This window comes from Bradyrhizobium sp. Bra64 (assembly GCF_024519875.1).
Lineage (GTDB): Bacteria > Pseudomonadota > Alphaproteobacteria > Rhizobiales > Xanthobacteraceae > Bradyrhizobium > Bradyrhizobium japonicum_G.
Map to the genome: position 1 here is coordinate 32978 of NZ_JALJRD010000017.1, position 19659 is coordinate 52636.

Annotated in this window: 16 protein-coding genes; 6 read left to right on the forward strand and 10 right to left on the reverse strand. The window is 64.8% G+C overall.

Annotation, left to right across the window (positions count from 1 at the left end):
- Window positions 1-26: 26 nt before the first annotated feature.
- The 10 genes from NR187_RS30895 to NR187_RS30940 form a co-directional block, all read right to left on the reverse strand.
- Window positions 27-155, reverse strand: a complete 129-nt coding sequence (locus tag NR187_RS30895) for a DUF2474 domain-containing protein (protein ID WP_211384093.1) — start codon at window positions 153-155, stop codon at window positions 27-29.
- On the reverse strand, window positions 155-1165 hold the full coding sequence (cydB, locus tag NR187_RS30900) for a cytochrome d ubiquinol oxidase subunit II (protein WP_256808887.1): 1011 nt from the start codon (window positions 1163-1165) through the stop codon (window positions 155-157). The genes NR187_RS30895 and cydB overlap by 1 nt, the downstream gene beginning before the upstream one ends.
- Complete coding sequence (locus NR187_RS30905; RefSeq protein WP_211384095.1) at window positions 1162-2571, reverse strand: cytochrome ubiquinol oxidase subunit I; 1410 nt, start codon at window positions 2569-2571, stop codon at window positions 1162-1164. The genes cydB and NR187_RS30905 overlap by 4 nt, the downstream gene beginning before the upstream one ends.
- Window positions 2572-2713: 142 nt before the next feature.
- Window positions 2714-3277 carry a thioredoxin family protein gene (locus NR187_RS30910; protein ID WP_211384096.1) on the reverse strand — a complete coding sequence of 188 codons (564 nt, stop codon included), beginning with the start codon at window positions 3275-3277 and terminating at the stop codon, window positions 2714-2716.
- Between the two features lie 31 nt (window positions 3278-3308).
- Window positions 3309-4007 carry a cytochrome c biogenesis CcdA family protein gene (locus NR187_RS30915; protein WP_211384097.1) on the reverse strand — a complete coding sequence of 233 codons (699 nt, stop codon included), beginning with the start codon at window positions 4005-4007 and terminating at the stop codon, window positions 3309-3311.
- A 506-nt stretch (window positions 4008-4513) separates the two neighbouring features.
- A complete protein-coding gene (locus NR187_RS30920) occupies window positions 4514-5125 on the reverse strand; it encodes a sigma-70 family RNA polymerase sigma factor (RefSeq protein WP_211384098.1) in 612 nt (203 codons plus the stop codon).
- A gap of 302 nt (window positions 5126-5427) precedes the next feature.
- Entirely contained in the window at window positions 5428-6165 is a 738-nt protein-coding gene (locus NR187_RS30925; protein ID WP_256808888.1) for a response regulator, read from the reverse strand.
- A 10-nt stretch (window positions 6166-6175) separates the two neighbouring features.
- Entirely contained in the window at window positions 6176-7921 is a 1746-nt protein-coding gene (locus NR187_RS30930) for a DUF3369 domain-containing protein (RefSeq protein ID WP_211384100.1), read from the reverse strand.
- Complete coding sequence (locus NR187_RS30935; RefSeq protein ID WP_256808935.1) at window positions 7891-9921, reverse strand: ATP-binding protein; 2031 nt, start codon at window positions 9919-9921, stop codon at window positions 7891-7893. The genes NR187_RS30930 and NR187_RS30935 overlap by 31 nt, the downstream gene beginning before the upstream one ends.
- A 54-nt stretch (window positions 9922-9975) precedes the next feature.
- Window positions 9976-10971 (reverse strand): TRAP transporter substrate-binding protein, encoded by a 996-nt coding sequence (locus NR187_RS30940; protein WP_256808889.1) that lies wholly within the window; start codon window positions 10969-10971, stop codon window positions 9976-9978.
- Window positions 10972-11133: 162 nt separating this feature from the next.
- On the opposite strand from NR187_RS30940, the gene ugpB reads away from it, so the two are divergent.
- The 6 genes from ugpB (at window position 11134) to NR187_RS30970 (ending at window position 19648) form a co-directional block, all read left to right on the forward strand.
- Window positions 11134-12498: a sn-glycerol-3-phosphate ABC transporter substrate-binding protein UgpB gene (gene ugpB / locus NR187_RS30945; protein WP_256808890.1), complete on the forward strand. Its 1365-nt coding sequence runs from the start codon at window positions 11134-11136 to the stop codon at window positions 12496-12498.
- A 222-nt stretch (window positions 12499-12720) separates the two neighbouring features.
- Window positions 12721-13680: a phosphotransferase gene (locus NR187_RS30950; protein ID WP_256808891.1), complete on the forward strand. Its 960-nt coding sequence runs from the start codon at window positions 12721-12723 to the stop codon at window positions 13678-13680.
- A gap of 235 nt (window positions 13681-13915) precedes the next feature.
- Window positions 13916-15538 (forward strand): ABC transporter substrate-binding protein, encoded by a 1623-nt coding sequence (locus tag NR187_RS30955; RefSeq protein ID WP_256808892.1) that lies wholly within the window; start codon window positions 13916-13918, stop codon window positions 15536-15538.
- Window positions 15539-15738: 200 nt separating this feature from the next.
- Window positions 15739-16752, forward strand: a complete 1014-nt coding sequence (locus NR187_RS30960; protein WP_211384105.1) for an ABC transporter permease — start codon at window positions 15739-15741, stop codon at window positions 16750-16752.
- Window positions 16753-16755: 3 nt separating this feature from the next.
- Window positions 16756-17655 (forward strand): ABC transporter permease, encoded by a 900-nt coding sequence (locus NR187_RS30965; protein WP_211384106.1) that lies wholly within the window; start codon window positions 16756-16758, stop codon window positions 17653-17655.
- 190 nt (window positions 17656-17845) lie between these two features.
- Window positions 17846-19648, forward strand: coding sequence for an ABC transporter ATP-binding protein (locus NR187_RS30970; RefSeq protein ID WP_256808893.1), 1803 nt, complete (start codon window positions 17846-17848; stop codon window positions 19646-19648).
- Window positions 19649-19659: the final 11 nt, after the last annotated feature.

Sequence of the window (19659 nt, forward strand, 5' to 3'; positions counted from 1 at the left end):
CTATTGGGGTTCAGCGGCCGGGCCGATCATTTCGGCGCAAGCCACAGTCTGAGACCGAACGAAATCGCGGTCACGGCGCCCACCCCGCCGAGCCAGAGGATGGCGAACCACATCAGCCGCCGCCCGAGCTGCCCTGGCTCTGCCCTGCGCGGCATCAGTGATAACCGCTCCCGGCCCGGACCTTGCCGCGGAACACCCAATAGGCCCAGCCGGTGTAGCCGAGAATCAGCGGCACCAGTCCAGCCACGCCGACCAGCATGAAGATCTGACTGTTCTGCGGCGCGGCTGCCTGCCAGATCGTGATGCTCTGCGGCACGATGTAGGGATACATGCTGATACCGAGCCCGGCATAGGACAGGGCGAACAACATCAGCGAGAGCAGGAACGGTCGCGAGTCCTGCTTTTGCGCGAGGCTGCGCATCAGAAGCGCGGTGACCCCGGCGACCGCGATCGGAACCGGCGCGGCCAGGACGACGCTTGGCCAGGCGAACCAGCGCTGCGCGTACTGGATGCTGAGAAACGGCGTGGCGATGCTGACCAGAGCAATCGCCGCGAGCATCCCGAACAGCAGATACCAGCTCAGCCGATAGGCCTTGTCGCGCAGGGCGCCCTCGGTCTTCAGGATGAGCCAGGTGGCGCCCAGCAGGGAATAGCCGATGATCAGGGCGACGCCCGTCAATATGCTGAACGGCGTCAGCCAATCCCACCAGCCGCCGGCATAGTGTCGCGCCTCGACGTGCACGCCTTGCAGGATGGCGCCGAGCGCGACGCCCTGCGCCAGCGTCGCCAGCAGCGATCCGCCGGCAAAGGCAATGTCCCAGCGGTTTCGTGTGGCCGTGGTGCGCCAGCGGAATTCGAAGGCAACGCCGCGGAACACCAGACCGATCAGCATCGCGATCATGGGTGTGTAGAGCGCCGGCATCAGCACCGCATAGGCGAGCGGAAAGGCCGCCATCAGGCCGCCGCCGCCCAGCACCAGCCAGGTCTCGTTGCCGTCCCAGACCGGCGCCACCGTGTTCATAATGACGTCGCGGTCGGCCTTGGCGGGAAATAGGGGGAACAGCATTCCGAGGCCGAGATCGAATCCATCCATCACGACATAGACGAACACCGCGAAGGCGATGATGAATGCCCAGACTGTAGCGAGGTCAATGACGGCGATCATGACAGCGCCCCTTGTCCCGCGACGCCCGACGCCGGCGTGATTCCGGCGGCGCGCGTCGGCATGTCGCCGCCTGGCCCCTGCTCGCCGTGATGCGGCGAGGCCGCCATCAGACGCAGAATGTAGATGGCGCCCGCCGCGAACACGATGAAATAGACGGCTACGAAAGCCAGCAACGACGAGCCGACCGCGGGCGCGGCCAGCGGCGAGACGGCGTCGGCGGTTCGCAACAGGCCGTAGACCGTGAAGGGCTGCCGGCCGGTCTCGGTGGTGATCCAGCCAGCGAGCACCGCGATAAACCCCGCCGGCCCCATCGTCAGCGCGAAAATATGCAGCGGCCGGGAGACAAACAGGGTGCCGCGCCAGCGCGTCCACAGGCTGAACAGCCCCAGCGCGAAGATCAGGAAGCCGAGCGCGATCATGATGCGGAACGACCAGAATGTGATCGGCACCGGCGGCCAGTTTTCGCGCGGTACGGTATCGAGTCCCGCGAGCGGCGCGTCGAGAGAGTGCTTCAGAATCAGCGACGACAGTTTCGGGATGGCGATCTGATAGTCGACCCTGCCGGCCGCCTGATCGGGCAAGCCGAACAGGACCAGCGGCGCGCCGTCGGGATGGCTCTGGTAATGCCCTTCCATCGCCATCACCTTGGCCGGCTGATGCTCCAGCGTGTTGAGGCCGTGCTGGTCGCCCGCCAGGATCTGGATCGGCGCGACGATCGCCGCCATCCACATCGCCATCGAGAACATCACCCGCGGACCGGCAAGATGCGGGTCGCGCAGCAGGTGATAGGCGCCGACGGCGCCGACCACGAGCGACGTCGTCAGATAGGCAGCGAGCACCATGTGCACGAGACGGTAGGGAAAGGACGGATTGAAGATCACCTTGAACCAGTCGGCGACCACGAACTGGCCGTCGGCATTCACGGCGTAGCCGGCCGGGGTTTGCATCCACGAATTGGCCGAGAGGATCCAGAACGCCGAGATCAGGGTGCCGATCGCGACCATCAGCGTCGCGACGAAGTGCAGCCGCGGGCCGACGCGTTCGAGACCGAACAGCATGACGCCGAGGAAGCCCGCCTCGAGGAAGAACGCGGTCAGCACCTCGTAGGCCATCAAGGGACCGATCACCGGCCCGGTCTTGTCGGCGAAGACCGACCAGTTGGTGCCGAACTGGTAGGACATCACGATGCCGGACACCACGCCCATGCCGAAAGCGATCGCGAAGATCTTCAGCCAGTAGTGGAACAGGTTGATGAAGACCTCGCGGCCGGTCCATAGCCAGAGCGCTTCGAGCACCGCCAGGTAGCTGGCAAGCCCGATCGAGAACGCCGGAAACACGATGTGAAACGACATCGTGAAGGCAAACTGCGCGCGTGCGAGCACGATCGGATCAAGGTTCGATAACATCGGCGCTCCCGTCCAACACGACAAGTCGTGGCGATGCGGGCGCCGATCTGGCGGCTCAGCTAAGCCATCGCGCCCCGGCCAGTGCATTGATGACCCATGCCGTGCTCGCATCCTATAGGACTCTTTGTCTACCTCCACGAAATCAGCTGCTGGCGTTCAGCAGCTTTGCCACGGTGCGGTCGATCTCGTCGTAGCGGCCTTCGCCGGCGTGCTGGAACACGATCTTGCCGTTCTGGTCGATGATGTATTGCGCCGGCCAATACTGGTTGCTGTAGGCGTTCCAGGTCTTGGAATCATTGTCCTGCGCCACCGGATAAGTGATGCCATGGCGCTTCAGCGCGGCCTGCACGTTGGAGGCCGAGCGCTCGAACGGGAATTCCGGCGTGTGCACGCCGACCACGACGAGGCCCTTGTCCTTGTATTTTGCATAGAGGTCGGTGACGTGCGGCAGTGTGTTGACGCAGTTGACGCAGCCATAGGTCCAGAAGTCGACCAGCACGACCTTGCCGCGGAGATCGGCAATGTTGAGCGGCTTCGAGTTGAACCAGGTGCTGATCCCGGTGAAGTCGGGCGCGGTCTGTAGGCTCGCGGCCGCGACCTGGATCGGCGCCGCGGGCGTGGCCTCGTCGCAGATGCCCGGAATGGCGGCGCCGGTCAGGGCGAAGCCGATCAGCGAGGCAGACACGGCGAGCAATTTCAGGGTCATTGAAGCGTCCTCCGGTTGAGATGCAGGGTGATCACAGGCCGATCTGGCCGGTGGGATAGAAGCCGGTGAGCCACGCCACGATCAGCGTGTCGTATTGGAAGTAGGCGGCGACCGCGAAGGCGATCACGACGAGTCCAAAACCCTGCTGGAGCCGCGGCGAGATGCGCGAAAGACTGCGCACCCGCGTGGTCGCGGCCTGTCCGCCATAGGCGATCGCCAGCATCGGGATCGCCGCGCCGATGGCGTAGGCGATCAGCAGCGTGCCGGCCCAGGCAAGATTTTTCGACGTCGCAACCAGCGTCAGGATCGAGCCGAGCACCGGGCCGGCGCAGGGCGTCCAGACCAGGCCGAGCGTGGTGCCGAGCACCAGCCCGCCGAGCGCGCCCTCGCGTTGCGTCGTGCTCGCATTGCCGAGATCGAGCCAGCCATTGAGGCGGATCGACAGCCATTCGAACGGCGCCGGCCACAGCATCAACAGGCCGAAGCCGAGCAGCAGGATCGAGGCGGCCTCGCGCAGCACGTTCGGATCGAAATCGAATGCCTGCGTGATCGCACCCAGCAGCAGCGCGGCCGCCGAGAACGAGACGACGAAGCCGAGCGCGATCATCGCGGGCCGCAGATGCCCCGCGCGCCCGATCGAAGCACCGAGCAGGATCGGCAGCATGGGCAACGTGCAGGGCGCGGCGATGGTGAGGATGCCGGCAAGGACGGCGAAGGTCAGCTCGAGCATGGGGCACTCGTGGAGGGAGTCACGAGGGCAGTTCGGGCCGGATGTGCCGGTCGTTACGTGGCGTCACACGTTCGTGACGTGTGGCTGCGTCGCGAGGCAACTGTGCCGGCGACGACGGTGGTGCGCTCCCTCCCCCCTTGCGGGGGAGGGCAGGGGAGGGGGGTAGCCCCAAGCGAGGTCGGAGTTCGTGGCACCCCCCTCCCTGCCCCTCCCCCGCAAGGGGGGAGGGAATGAGAAAGTGGTGGCCGCCTCACTCAAGTGGGCCACCGACGCCGGAGCTAGTAGCCGACAGGTAAGCCCCAGATACAAAACGACCCGGAGGGGGGCATCCCGTCCGGGTCGTTGGAGGTCTTGGGAGGTTTAAGCGAAACCGTGTGTGAGCTTTATAGGAGGGAAGTTTTTCCGCCTGATGTTGTGCTTTGTTTCAATTGTTTCGTCGGCGGTAACACTTCCGTGTCCGGGGACAGGGCCGAATGGGCGGTCCTATCCCGTTGAAATCCTTGGCCTTAGGCGGCGAAACGGTCGACGCCGGCGACCTTAAGCAACTCGGCCAATTGCTTGCGGGCGTAGAACATCCGGGTCTTCACCGTGCTCTGGGGGATGCCGATGATCTGGCCGACCTCCTCCACCGACTTCTCGTGATAGTAGACGAGGGTGATGATCTCGCGATGTGCGGGTGACAGTTTTTGCACGCAGGCGCGCAGGATGGCGCTGGTGTCGCTGCGGTCGAGCGAGGTCTCCGGCGTGTCGCAATCATCCGCGATCTGGCGCACGTCTTCCTGGTCGATGTCCTCGAAGCGGCGCTGGCGCATCGCGGTCAGCGCCTTGAAGCGGGCGATCGAGAGCAGCCAGGTCGAAACCTGCGAGCGGCCCTGGAATTGACCGGCGGTCCGCCACACGTCCAGAAACACCTGGCTGACGAGGTCTTCCGCCGTGGTGGCATCGCGCACGATGCGCAGGATGAAGCGGTAGACGCGCACATTGTGACGGCAATAAAGGATGTGCATCGACGTCCGGTTGCCGTCGGCAATGCTTTCAAGAAGCATGTCGTCCGAGGTCGCCTGAGCGGCAATGATGCTCTGGCTGGCTTGGGCGTTGATGGCGATGACGTTCGGCATTGACTTGGCTCCCCGTAGCGCCGCAACCGAGCGGCGTTTCCTTGGACCAAAGTGTTAATGAGCCAACGTTTCGGGACGTCTGCACGAAAAGCGGAAAATGGTTTCGTGCGCCGCCAAATTGTTTCGTGGGACAGGGCGCGACGAAACATTCGGGGTAAAAAAGCGTGTAATTTCAATGTGCGGAAAATACGGGGGTCGAGATTTGGAGGCCGTCCGAGGCGCCGGGAACGAATTTCCGTCTGTTGCGTTCGGTTGCTGCCTCAATCTCGATGTCGTCCCGGCGAAGGCTGTTGTTATCGCCGCTACGCCTTCTCGCCTCCGGGCGAGAACAGATAGCCGCCGCCGCGGATGGTGCGGATCACGGCGGGTTTTGCGGGATCGGGCTCGATCTTGCGGCGGATGCGCATGATGCGCAGATCCACGGCGCGGTCGAAGGCTTCGGCGTCGCGCGCGTTGGCTAATTCCAGCAGGCGCTCGCGCGACAGCACGCGCTTCGGATTGGCCGCGAACACCTTCAAGAGCCCGAATTCGGATGCGGTCAGCGGGTGCTCGTTGCCTTCGTCGTCGCGCAAGGCCTGGGCTTCGAGATCGAGCCACTTTGTCCCGAACCGTACCAATTGATCCTTGTCCGATTTCGCAGCCGCCGTTTCCGTCGCCGCCGCCTTCACCGGTGCGCTCCGGCGCAGCACCGAGCGGATGCGCGCCATCAGTTCGCGCAGCTCGCACGGCTTTGCCACGTAATCGTCGGCGCCGAGCTCGAGGCCGACGACGCGGTCGATCGGGCTCGCCGTCGCGGTGAGCATGATCACCGGCACGTTGATGCGGCTCTTGAGGTCGCGGATGATCGAGAGCCCGTCTTCCTCGGGCATGTTGAGGTCGAGCACGACCAGATCGGGCATGCCGCCCTGGATCGCGGTGCGCAAGCTCTTGCCGCCGTCGCACAGCGTCACGGTGAAGCCGTGCATCTTGAGGTAATCGCCGACCATCTCCCGGGCCGGGGCCTCGTCGTCGACGATCATGATGTGCTGGCTTTGGGTCATGGTCTCAACATCACGGCATTTCGGTCGCGGGAAGGGCGATGGTGAAGGTCGAGCCCTTGCCGGGGCCCTCGCTGTCGGCGGTCACTTCGCCGCCATGCATGTCGATAATACGCTTGACGATCGACAACCCAAGCCCCGTCGAGCTCTCGCCCGCGGTCGGTTTTGCCGACAGCCGCTGGAACCGGCCGAACAGGCGGCCGAGGTCTTCCGGCGACAGGCCGGCGCCCTCGTCGCTGACGCGGATGACGGTGTCGCCGCCCTCATGGCTGACGACGACGCCGATCTTGCCGCCGATCGGCGAGTATTTGATGGCGTTGCTGATGAGGTTGTCGATCGCCTCGCGGATGCGGTCGGTGTCGCACATGGTGACGATGTTGGACGGCGCGGTGACGCTGATCGCCTGCTGCTTGTTGACGGCGAGCGGCTGGTTGGCCTCGGCGACCTCCTTGACCAGGGCTGCGACGTCGACCGGCTCGCGGCGGATGGTGATGTCGAAGGCATCGGCCATCGCGTCCGAGATCAGGTGATCGACCATCGTGGTCAGGCGCTTGGTGGCGTCGCGGATGTGGTCGACCTGGGCGACCACTCCGCCTTCCGACGCGCCGGTCGAGATCAGCTCCTTCAACATCTCGGTGCGGCCGAGGATGACGCCGAGCGGGTTCTTCAGGTCGTGCGCGACGGTGCCCAGAATCTCGTTCTTGAAGCCATTGGCACGCTGCAGCCGCAGCCATTGCGCCGAGAGGCGGCGGTTGGCCTGCATCAGGGCGCGGGTGCGCTGGGCGACGCGGTCCTCGAGCTGCGTGTTGGCAGCCTGGAGCTGCTGGTAGAGGATGACGTTGTCGAACGCGATCGAGAGCCGGCTGGAGAAGATCTCGACCAGCGAGCGGTCGGTCTCGGACAGCTCGCGCTCGGCCTGGAGCAGCACCACCACCTCGCGGCCGCTTCCGGTGCGCAGATAGATCACGCTGCGATGGTCGGCGAATTCGTTCTTGCGGCGCTGGAAGGCGTCCTCCACCATCTGGCGCAGCTCCGGGTCGAGCGTCTTCGACGTGGTCATGCCGATGAAGCGGCTGTAGCAGCCGCTCCCGGCGAGCACCGAGAGCTCGGGGTCGACGCCGCCATTGTCGCGCAGGACCAGTATGCCGGCGCAATCGACGTTGAGCAGCGAGGCGAGCTGGGTCAGCACGCCCTCGGCGAGCCGCTGCATCGACTTGAAGTCGTACAGCGTCGAGGCGGCGTCGATGATGATCTCGAGCCCGCGCCGAGTCTGCAACATGCGCTCGAGCTGCTGGTAGGAGCGCAGTGCCGCGGTCAGCGACGTGAACAGCTTGTCGGCGGTGAGCTCGGTCTTGGCCTTGTAGTCGTTGATGTCGTACTGCACGATCACGCGCCGCTCGGGCGCCTGGCCCGGCTGGCCGGTGCGCAGGATGATGCGCACTGTCTCGTTCTTGAGCTCGTTGCGGATGAACTCGACGAGATCGAGGCCGGCGACATCGGTCTCCATGATGACGTCGAGCAGCACGGCGGCGATGTCGCTATGCGCGGCCATCAGCTTGCGACCTTCCGCCGCGGAATGGGCCGACAGGATCTCCAGGCCCTGGCCGTTGAGGCTGTAGTCGGACAGCGCGAAGCGGGTGCCGTCGTGCACGGCCTGATCGTCGTCGATGACGGCGATCTTCCATTTCCGGGCGTCCGTATCCTCCGACGCGCTACCGGTGTCGTCGATCAGGTGGAGGACATCGTCCTGTTCGGCCATTGAGAAGTCCCGTCGGTCTCTGTGCTTTGCGTGCCGCCCTTGGCGACCCGCGGCATGATAATGCGAAAAGTAGTGCCTTGTCCCAGCTTGGATTCCAGCATCATGCGGCCGCCGAGCTGCTGGGTGACGAGGTTATAGACGATATGCAGGCCAAGTCCCGTGCCACCTTCATTGCGCCGGGTGGTAAAGAATGGGTCAAAGGCCTGGCGCTGCACGTCGGGGGTCATGCCGGCCCCGTCATCGCTGAAGATGATCTCGACGTCGTCGGCCCCCCGCGGCCGCGCCGAGATCGTGATGGTACCGGCCCGGCCGTCGGCAAAGGCGTGGTTGGCGGCGTTGAGGAAGAGGTTGGTCAGGATCTGGCCGTAGGAGCCGGGGTAGCCGTCGAGCAGCAGCCCCTCCGGCATGTCGACCTGGAGCGTGGTCGGCGAGCGCTTCAGCACCGGGCGCAGGCTCGCGATGATCTGGTCGGTGGCTTCGCTCAAGGAAAACTGCCGCCGCTCGGCATGCGAGCGGTCGACCGCGACCTGCTTGAACGACTGGATCAGTTCGCCGGCGCGCTGGAGGTTGCCGACCAGCTGCTGCGAGGCGTCGCGCGAGGACTGCACGAATTCCTCCAGCTGCGAGCGGCGCAGGCCGCCTTCGCCCTTGAGCTGGGCCTCGAACATCTCGGTGCGCCGGGCAAGGCTGGACGCCACCGTGAGGCTGATGCCGATCGGGTTGTTGACCTCGTGCGCGACGCCGGCGACGAGGCCGCCGAGCGCCGCGAGCCGCTCGGCGTCGATCAGATTTTGCTGCGCGGCGTTGAGCTCGAGCAGCGCGCTCTCGGCCTTCTCCTTGGACGCGCGCAACTCGTCCTCGGTCTGGCGCTTGGCGATCGCGTTCTCGCGGAACACTTCCACCGCGCGCGCCATGGCGCCGACCTCGTCGCGCGCCGTGATGCCCTGTACCTCGCGGTCGAGGTCGCCGAGCGTGATCGCGCGCATCGCCGCCATGATCTGCTGCAGCGGCAGCCGGATCGACAGCGCGATCAGCACGCCGGCGCTGAGGATGATGCCGAGGAAGATCACCGCGATCGACAGCACCCGCCGCGAAATATCGGCGAGCGCGCGGTCGAACGTCGCCTGCGCCTTCTGCTCGCGCTGGCGCATCTTGGTCGAGAGATCGTCGATGGCGCCGATGGCCTCGGCCTGGTTGGCGTCGATCGTGTTGCGCAACAGCTCGGTGCGGCTCGTGAGCTGCTCGGAGAGCTTTGCGAAGCCCTCGCGCAGCGCGGCGGTGCGGGTCCCGAGCCGTTGCAGCGCCATCCTCTGCAGGTCGTTGTCGGCGAGATCGATCATCACGGGGACGGTCTTCTCGATCGTCTCGGTGTTGCGGCGCGCGTCGTCTGCCGCGCCCGATGACAGCGACAGATAATAGGAATTGGCCGCGACCAGCATCGCGGTGAAGGCCTCGCGCGACTTGCCGAGCGACGGCCAGATCAGCGCGTCGCGATGGCCGGTGGCGCCTTCGATGATGGAGTAGAGGCCGGCCATGTCCTTGGCCGGTCCCTGCACCTGCTCCTCATAGGTCTTGGCGATGGTGGCCTGGACGCTGCGCAGCTCGCCAAAGCCGTTGAGGAAGCGGTCGGTGGTGCGCTCCAGCTCCTCGACCGAGCCCGACAGCATCGGGTCCTTGGCGGCGCGGTTGGTCAGCGTGCCCAGCACCGCCTCGCGCAGCAGCAGGATTTCGGCGAACAGGTCCGGGCTCGGCTGGTTGATGTAGCGGTGGATCAGATTGTGCAGCCGCCCGGTCTCGCTTTCGAGCAGCGCCAGAATCCGGTCGGATTCACGCACCTGGCGCACGTCGTCCCAGGCCGAGCCCAGCACCTGCGAGCCGTTCCAGATCAGCGCGACCAGCACCACCACCACGGCGGAATTCAGCGCCGCGATCGACAGGATGCGCCAGCGGATCGGCACCGCGCGGAGCACGCCGACGAGCCGCGCGCGCAGCCGCCCGATCGGGCCGGGCGGCCTGTCTGCGTGCTCGCTGTGTCCAAGCCCGGGCAAGAGGCCTCACTCCACCTTGCGGATGCGTTCGATCAAAGCGGCGGCGGCGGGATCGCGCTCGGCCCCGACATAGATCCTGACCATCGCGTCCTCGAACGGCTTGCGGTCGATGTCCCTGACGATGGTGACGCCCGCCTCCTGCGCCGTGCGCTGCGACTGCTCCTCGAGGTCGCGCCATTTCTCGCGCATGAAGCGGCTGGAGCGCTGGGCGGCCTCCCTGAAGATGGTCTGGTCGTCGGCCGACAGGCTCTTCCAGGCCTTCAGCGAGATCACCAGCACTTCGGGGCTCATCGTGTGCTCGGTGAGCGCGAGGTAGCCGGCATGTTTGTAATGGTCTGTCGTCACGAAGGATGGCCAGTTGTTTTCGGCGCCGTCGATCAGGTGGTTGGCAAGCCCGGCGAGCACCTGCCCATAGGGCATCTCGACCGGCTCCGCGCCGAGCGAGCGGATCATCTGGCTCATCAACTCCGACTGCTGCACCCGGATCCGCAATCCCTTGAGGTCCGCGATGCTCCTGACCGGGCGGACGCCGTTGTAGATCGACCGCGCGCCGGAATCGTAGAAGGCGAGCCCGACGAAGCCGTAGGGCTCGAAGCTGTTCAGGATCTCGCTGCCGATCGGCCCGTCCAGCACCTTCTGCATGTGCTCGATGGACCGGAACAGGAACGGCATCGCAAGCACGTTCATCGCCGGAACGAAGTTGCCGATCAGCGCGACATTGGTCCGGTTGAGGTCGATCGCGCCGGCCCGGGTCTGCTCGATGGTCTCCTTCTCCTCGCCGAGCTGGCGGGAATGAAATACCTTGATCTCGTGCCGGCCTCCGGTGCGCTCGGCGATCAGGGCGCCCATGTAGCGCAGCGCCTGCACGGTGGGGTAATCCTCGGTCTGGGTGTCGGCAGCGCGGAATTCGCGCGCAACGGCGCCCGTCGCGCAGATGGCGATCAGAAGCGCGACGAAAACCACCCCGGTCCGCGAAAATTCGGCACGGTTCAACACTGGCACACTCAACCCCTCAGTGGTGGAGTCTATGGCGGGAGCAAAAGGTTCAATGCAATCTAGCAGATGGTTAAGGGAAGGCCATCCCGCCGGGCGCCACGGCGTAATTGTGCGGCGCGGCCGGCGCGCATTCCCGGTTGAAACTGGAAATGCCGCGCCGTAAGCAGGATGCGTCGCCTTTTGCCGCGCGACACGGAAACAGCCATCGTGATTTCAGCATTGCGCTTTTTGCAGGTCGTTGCCGCCGCCGCGGCCTTTACGTTCTCCGCGCAGGCAAACGCCGCCACCGACATCGCACTGTGGCACGCCATGTCGGGCGAACTCGGCAAGCAGCTCGACAAGCTCACCTCCGACTTCAATGCCTCGCAGTCCGACTACCGCATCGTGCCGAGCTACAAGGGCAACTACACCGAAACGGTGACGGCGGCGATCTTCGCCTTCCGCTCGCGCAGCCAGCCCGCGATCGTGCAGGTCAACGAGGTTGCCACCGCCACCATGACCGCGGCCAAGGGCGCGATCTATCCGGTGTTCAGCCTGATGCGCGACCAGGGCGAGCCGTTCTCGCTCAACGATTACCTTCCCGCCGTATCCGGCTATTACACCGATGCGGCCGGCAATCTGTTGTCGTTCCCGTTCAACTCGTCGACGCCGATCCTCTACTACAACAAGACCATGTTCCGCGATGCGGGCCTCGACCCGGAGACGCCGCCGAAGACCTGGCCGGAGCTCGGTGCGGCTGCAAAGCGCCTGCGCGACCGCGGCGCCGTATGCGGCTTCACCACGTCCTGGCCGTCATGGATCCATGTCGAGAACTTTTCGGCATTTCACAATCTGCCGCTCGCAACCCGCACGAACGGCTTTGCCGGGTTGGATGCCGAGCTGACGATCAACAATCCGGTCGTCGTCAAACACGTTGCCCAGCTCGCCGAATGGCAGAAGACAAAACTGTTCGACTACAGCGGCCGCGGCCAGTCGGCCGAGCCGCGCTTCCAGAACGGCGAATGCGGCATCTTCATCGGTTCCTCGGCGACGCGCGCCGACATCAAGGCGAACTCGAAATTCGAGATCGGCTACGGCATGATGCCGTACTGGCCCGACGTGAAGGGCGCGCCGCAGAACTCGATCATCGGCGGCGCCACGCTGTGGGTGCTGCGCGACCGCCCGCGCGAGGAATACAAGGGCGTGGCGCGATTCTTCGCCTATCTGTCGCAGCCCGGCGTGCAGGCCGCCTGGCACCAGAACACCGGCTATCTGCCGGTCACCCGCGCCGCCTTCGAGCTGACGCGCGCGCAGGGTTTTTACGAGCGTACCCCGGGCTCCGCGATTTCGTTCGAGGAGATCACGCTGCATCCGCCGACCGAGAATTCGAAGGGCATCCGGCTCGGCTCCTTCGTGCTGATCCGCGGCGCCATCGAGGACGAGCTGGAGCAGGCCTTTGCCGGCCACAAGAGCGCGCAGGAAGCGCTCGATTCCGCGGTCGAGCGCGGCAACAAGCTGCTGCGCCAGTTCGAGCGCGCCAGCCCGGACCGGTAGCATGTCGCGATTGGATGTCGCTGCCGCCGCGAACGCGGTGCGCTCCCTCCCCCGCTTGCGGGGAAGGGTTGGGGAGAGGGTGTCTCCGCAACGGGATAATCGCCAGGAGGAGAGAACCCCGACCCGGCGCTTCGCGCCGACCTCCCCCGCAAGCGCGAGAGGTGCACCGTCTGCCTGGTTTGCATGGAATCAATCAAAACCCGCCTGGCTGAGCGGGCGCCCGTGACCAAAGCCACTTTGCACGAGCTCCCTCAGCTCGACGATGCAGCCAGCTTTCGCGCCTTTCGCTCCGACCCGCAGCAATGGCTCCCCATCGCACTCGACATCGCGCGTAGCCACGGTCTTAATACCAGTGCGCCGCACGTATTCTCGACCGGCACCAATCTCGTCGTCGGCCTCGGCGAAAGGCTGATCCTGAAGATTTTCCCGCCGCTGCTGCGCGCGCAATTCGTCTCCGAGCGCGGATCGCTGACGCAGCTTGCCGGCCGCCTTCCTCTGCCAATCCCCGAGATCGTCGCGGGTGGGACACGCGACGGCTGGCCCTATCTGATCATCACCCGTCTTGCCGGCACGCTCGGCTCGGAAATCTGGCCGCAACTCGCCGAAGCGCAGAAGGAGCGCCTGCTGCGCCAGATCGGCGAGATCATCGCGGCCGTGCAGTGCGCGCCGCTCGGCCCGCTCGCGCACATCGAACCACGCTGGCACGACTTCATGCGCGCCCAGATGCAGGGATGCAAGGCGCGGCACACGCGTCTCGGCCTTGCGCCCCAATTCCTTGCCGGCCTCGACGATCTCCTGCGCGACGCGGCCGCGCTGATCCCGATGGATGCGCCGCCGGTGATTTTGATCGGCGAATACATTCCGGAGAACTTTCTGCTCGCCTGCGATGACGGCCAATGGTCGCTGGCCGGACTGTTCGACTTCGGCGACGTTTTGGCGGGATGGCGCGACTACGATCTGCTCGGCCCCAGCGCCTTCATGGCGGCCGGCCGGCCGGGGAGGGTCCGCAGCCTGCTTGAAGGTTTTGGCTATGCGAAGCTGGATTTCGCACTCAAGCGCCGGCTGATGGCCCTGATGCTGCTGCACCGCGCCAGCGACCTCAACAGCCACGTCTGCATCGAGGGCTGGCAGGAGCAGGCGCGTGATCTGATCGAGCTTCAGGAGTTGATCTGGCCGGGGTGAAGCAGGTCCCGGTTTGCTTAATTCGAAAGCGCCCCATTTTGCCGCCTAATTTGAGAGCAAAATCGTCTCTTTGTATGCAATTGAAGGGGCTGCTCAAAATATGACCTGCGTGGCAAAAAGCCGATAATTCTTTATATATCAGCGCGTTAATGGCCGGATTAGCGCCCCGCTAAGTTTTGGCACGAACTTTGCGAATCCAGTTCCAACCAGAAACTTTTTGAGTTGGAGCCGTTTCATGAAACGCCGCGATTTCCTCAAGTCCGCCACCGGATTGGCCGCAGGCGCGGCGCTTCCGGCCATGCCGTCGGTGATTTCGTCCGCCCAGGCGGACGCGCGTTCGGAGACGCTGCTGATCGTCTCGGAGGGCGGGCCCAACAATCTCGACATCCACGGCGTCGGCACCAACGTGCCCGGCTATGAAGTGTCCTGGAATTGCTATGACCGGCTGATCAGCCACGAGATGAAGAGCGGTCCTGGCGGCGTGCCCTATTACGACCGCGACAAGTTCAAGGGCGAACTCGCCGAGGACATGAAGATCGACGACATGTCGGTCACCTTCAAGCTGAAGAAGAACGCCAAATTCCACGACGGTGCGCCTGTCACCGCGAAAGACGTGAAGTGGTCGCTCGATCGCGCCGTCAGCGTCGGCGGCTTCCCGACCTTCCAGATGAGCGCGGGGTCGCTGACCAAGCCGGAGCAGTTCGTCGTGATTGACGACCACACCGTGCGCGTGGATTTCCTCAAGAAGGACAGGCTGACGATTCCCGATCTCGCCGTCATCGTGCCCTGCATCATCAATTCCGAGCTGGTGAAGAAGAACGCCAGCGAGAAGGATCCCTGGGGCCTCGAATACACCAAGCAGCAGACCGCGGGTTCCGGCGCCTACAAGGTGACGAAGTGGACTGCCGGCACCGAAGTGGTGATGGAGCGCAACGAGGATTGGGTCGGGGGTCCCCTGCCGAAGATCAAGCGCGTGATCTGGCGCATGGTGCCGCAGGCCGGAAACCGCCGCGCGCTCCTGGAGCGCGGCGACGCCGACATCTCCTACGAGCTGCCGAACAAGGATTTCCAGGAGATGAAGGCGAACGGCAAGCTCAACGTCGTGTCGCTGCCGTTCTCCAACGGCATCCAGTATATCGGCATGAACGTCACCAAGCCGCCGTTCGACAATCCCAAGGTCCGTCAGGCGGTCGCCTATGCGCTTCCCTATCAGAAGATCATGGACGCCGTGATGTTCGGTCTGGCGAACCCGATGTTCGGCGCACCCAAGGACAAGCCGACCGAAGTGGCCTGGCCGCAACCGCACAAGTACAACACCGACATGGAGAAGGCGAAGGCGCTGATGGCCGAGGCCGGCCACGCCAACGGCTTCGAGACCACGATCTCGTTCGACCTGAATTTCGCCGGCGTCAACGAGCCGCTCTGCGTGCTGGTGCAGGAATCGCTCGCGCAGATCGGCATCAAGACCACCATCAACAAGGTGCCCGGCGCCAACTGGCGCACCGAGCTGAACAAGAAGGAAATGCCGCTCTTCACCAACGTGTTCTCGGGCTGGCTCGATTACCCCGAGTACTTCTTCTACTGGTGCTATCACGGCAACAATTCCGTCTTCAACACCATGAGCTACAAGTCGGCGGAGATGGACAAGCTGATCGACGGCGCGCGCACCGCCGCCGCCATCGCCGACAAGGCGACCTACGATGCCGACGTGAAGGGCTTTGTCGATCTCGCCTTTACCGACATCCCGCGCATCCCGCTGTACCAGCCCTTCGTCAACGTCGCGATGCAGAAGAACATCAGCGGCTACCAATACTGGTTCCACCGCCGCTTGGATTATCGCGCGATGGCAAAGGCGTGACGTGTCATGGGTGAGGTGAGCTCGCTCTTCAGGCTCCCTCCCCCCTTGCGGGGGAGGGTTGGAGAGAGGGGTAGCCACGAACTCAGACCTCGCTTGGTGCCACCCCTCTCCCTAGCCCCCCCCCGCAAGGGGGGAGGGAACGCAGCGGCGCAAGCCGTGCGAATTTGCTCCCAATTGCAAGGCAAAAGGAGAGCGCTCTTATGCTGACCATGATCGGCAAGCGCCTGATGTTCGCGATCCCCTCGCTGATCGGCGTCGTCATCGTCACCTTCCTGCTGACGCGCGCTCTGCCGGGTGATCCCGCCGCTTATTTCGCCGGCCCCGCCGCGACCAAGGAAGCCGTCGAGCAGATCCGCAAGAAGCTCGGCCTCGACAGGCCGCTGATCGAGCAGTTCTTCCGCTACACCAACGATCTCGCCCATGGCGATTTCGGCAACTCGCTCACCACGGGCCAGCCGGTCGCAGCCGAGATCCGCAACCGCCTGCCGGCCTCCGCCGAGCTGACGCTGCTCGGTCTCGTCGTCTCGATCGTGATCGCGATTCCACTCGGTGTGCTGGCGGCGACGCGGCCGGGATCATGGGTCGATCATCTCTGCCGGGTCACGACGACGGCCGGCGTCTCGCTGCCGGTGTTCTTCACCGGCCTCGTTCTCGTTTACGTTTTCTATTTCCGGCTCGGCTGGTCGCCCGCACCGCTCGGGCGTCTCGATGTGTTCTACAGCGCACCGCCGACGGTAACCGGCTTCTACCTGATCGACACCCTGATCGCGCGCGACTTCGAGGCGTTCCGTTCGGCGCTGAGCCAGCTGATCCTGCCGGCGACGACGCTTGCGATCTTCTCGCTGGCGCCGATCGCGCGCATGACCCGCGCCTCGATGCTGGCGGTGCTGTCGTCGGAGTTCGTTCGCACCGCGCGCGCCAGCGGCCTGTCGCCGGCAACCGTCATCGTCACCTACGCATTCCGCAACGCGATGCTGCCTGTCATCACCACGCTCAGCATGGTGTTCTCGTTCCTGCTGGGCGCCAACGTGCTGGTGGAGAAAGTGTTCGCCTGGCCCGGCATCGGCTCCTACGCCGTGGAAGCGCTGATCTCGTCGGACTTCGCGCCGGTGCAGGGTTTCGTGCTGACCATGGCGGTGATGTACGTGCTGCTCAATCTCGTGATCGACATTCTCTATGGCGTGATCGATCCGCGTGTCAGGTTGGAGGGCTGAACCATGAGCTCCGTTGCACCTGCTGTTGAACCCGCCGGCCCCGCACGCACCTCGGGACTGGTCGCGATCCTCGAACAGACCCGCTACGTTCTCGGCGAGAACAAGGTCACGGGATTTTCCTTCGCACTGCTGATCGTGATCCTGCTTGCCGCGATCTTCGGTCCCTATGTGGTGCCGTATGATCCGCTCGCCTCCGATACCGCGGCGGCGTTGAAAGCACCCTCGGCCGCGCATTGGTTCGGCACCGACCAGCTCGGCCGCGACATCTTCAGCCGCGTCGTGGTGGCGACGCGGCTCGACACGTTCATCGCGGTGGCCTCGGTCGTGCTGGTGTTCCTGATGGGCGGGCTCGCCGGCATCGCCGCCGGCTATTTCGGCGGCTGGACCGACCGCATCGTCGGCCGCATCGCCGACACCATCATGGCGTTCCCGCTGTTCGTGCTGGCGATGGGCATCGTCGCAGCCCTCGGCAACACCGTGCAGAACATTATCCTGGCGACCGCCATCGTGAACTTCCCGCTCTACGCCCGCGTGGCGCGCGCGGAGGCCAACGTCCGCCGCAATGCCGGCTTCGTGCAGGCTGCGCGACTGTCGGGCAATGGCGAATTCCGCATCCTGCTGGTGCACATTCTGCCGAACATCATGCCGATCATGATCGTGCAGATGTCGCTGACCATGGGCTACGCCATCCTCAATGCCGCGGGCCTGTCCTTTATCGGCCTCGGCGTCCGCCCGCCGACCGCCGAATGGGGCATCATGGTCGCCGAGGGCGCGGGCTTCATGGTGTCGGGCGAATGGTGGATCGCGCTGTTCCCGGGCCTTGCCCTGATGATCGCCGTGTTCTGCTTCAACCTCCTCGGCGACGGCCTGCGCGACATCGTCGATCCCCAGCGGAGGACGTGATGATTGCTTCCTCGTTCACCGGTGCGCTCCCTCCCCCTTTGCGGGGGAGGGCGGGGGAGAGGGTGGCCCCGGGCGGAATGAGAGAGCAGTGCCCGCCCTTACGCATTCTCCGGCGGAAAATCCCCAATGATTCCAATGCCATTCTACTGTGCATGGGGTTGTTTTCGACATTTTTGAGTGGGAGCCAGCCATGACCGCCCAGCCGCTCCTCGACGTCCAGGACCTCACGGTCGAATTCACCACCCGCCGCGGTATCGTCAAAGCCGTGCAGCACGTCAACATCTCCGTCGCCAAGGGCGAGACGCTCGCCATCGTCGGCGAGTCCGGCTCCGGCAAGTCGGTGACGTCCTATGCGGTGATGCGCATCCTCGACCGCGCGGGGCGGATCGCCGAGGGCTCGGTGATGTTCTCCGGCATCGACGTCAAGGCCGCGACCGAAGACCAGATGCGCGACCTGCGCGGCCGCGAGGTCTCGATGATCTTCCAGAACCCGCGCGCCGCGCTCAATCCGATCCGGAAAGTCGGCGACCAGATCGAGGACGTGCTGCGCACCCATGTGCAGCAGGCCATGGTTTCGGATCACGGCGAGAAGGCGATCGAGGCGCTGGAGCAGGTCAAGATCGCCCGTCCGCGCGAGCGCTATCACGCCTATCCGTTCGAGCTGTCAGGCGGCATGTGCCAGCGCGTCGTCATCGCGCTCGCGCTCGCCTGCAATCCGCAGCTGCTGATCGCGGACGAGCCGACCACCGGCCTCGACGTCACCACGCAGAAGGCGGTGATGGATTTGATCGTCGAGCTGACCAAGCGCAAGTCGATGTCGACCATCCTGATCACGCATGACCTAGGTCTTGCGGCGGCCTATTGCGACCGCGTCGTGGTGATGGAGAAGGGCCGCGTGGTCGAGACCGCCAAGGCCGCCGATATCTTCGCCAATCCGCAGCACCCCTACACCAAGAAGCTGATGCGCGCGACGCCCCGACTTGGCGTGTCGTTGCGCGATCTGTTGCCGGAGGAAGAGGCTCTTGCCTCTCCCCGCGCGCGGGGAGAGGCCGATGCACGAAGTGCGGCGGGTGAGGGGGGCTCTCCCAGCGCCGTGCTCGCGGAAACAGCCCCTCACCCCAACCCTCTCTCCGTGAAGGACGGGGAGAGGGAGAAGACGCCCCTTCTCCTGATCGAAAAGCTGGTCAAGGAATATCCCCGCCAGGGCGCCACTGCGACGCTCGGCAAATTGTTCGGTCGCAAGCCGCCGGTCGAGCCGGATGTTTTCCGCGCCGTCGACGGCATCAGCTTCTCGATCGGCCACGGCGAGAGCGTCGGCCTCGTCGGGGAATCCGGCTGCGGCAAATCGACCACCTCGATGATGGTGATGCGGCTGCTCGACCAGACCTCCGGCCTGATCCAGTTCGACGGCGAGGACATCGGCGCCATGCCGCCCGCCTCGTTTGCCCGGCTGCCGCAACGCAGCCGCATCCAGATGGTGTTCCAGGACCCGACCGACAGCCTCAACCCGCGCTTCACCGCCGTGCGCGCCATCGCCGATCCGATCATGCAGCTCGGCGACGTCAGGGGGCGCGACGCGCTCCGCGCCCGCTGCGAGGAGCTGGCCACCATGGTCGGATTGCCGCTCAACCTGCTGGATCGGTTTCCGCACCAATTGTCCGGCGGCCAGAAGGCCCGTGTCGGCATCGCCCGCGCCATCGCCCTGCATCCCAAGCTCGTCATTCTCGACGAGCCGACGGCGGCGCTCGATGTCTCGGTCCAGGCCGTGGTCCTGAACCTGCTCCAGGACCTCAAGGCGCGGCTAGGTATGAGCTATCTGTTCGTCTCGCATGATTTGAACGTAGTGCGCTTGTTGTGCGATCGTGTCATTGTGATGCGGACGGGTCGAATCGTCGAGGAAGGCTCTTCCGAGAGGGTTTTGAGCGATCCGCAGGACGACTACACCAAGGAGCTGTTGACGGCGATCCCGCATCCGCCGTTGCCAGTACACTGAGAGTGCACTGA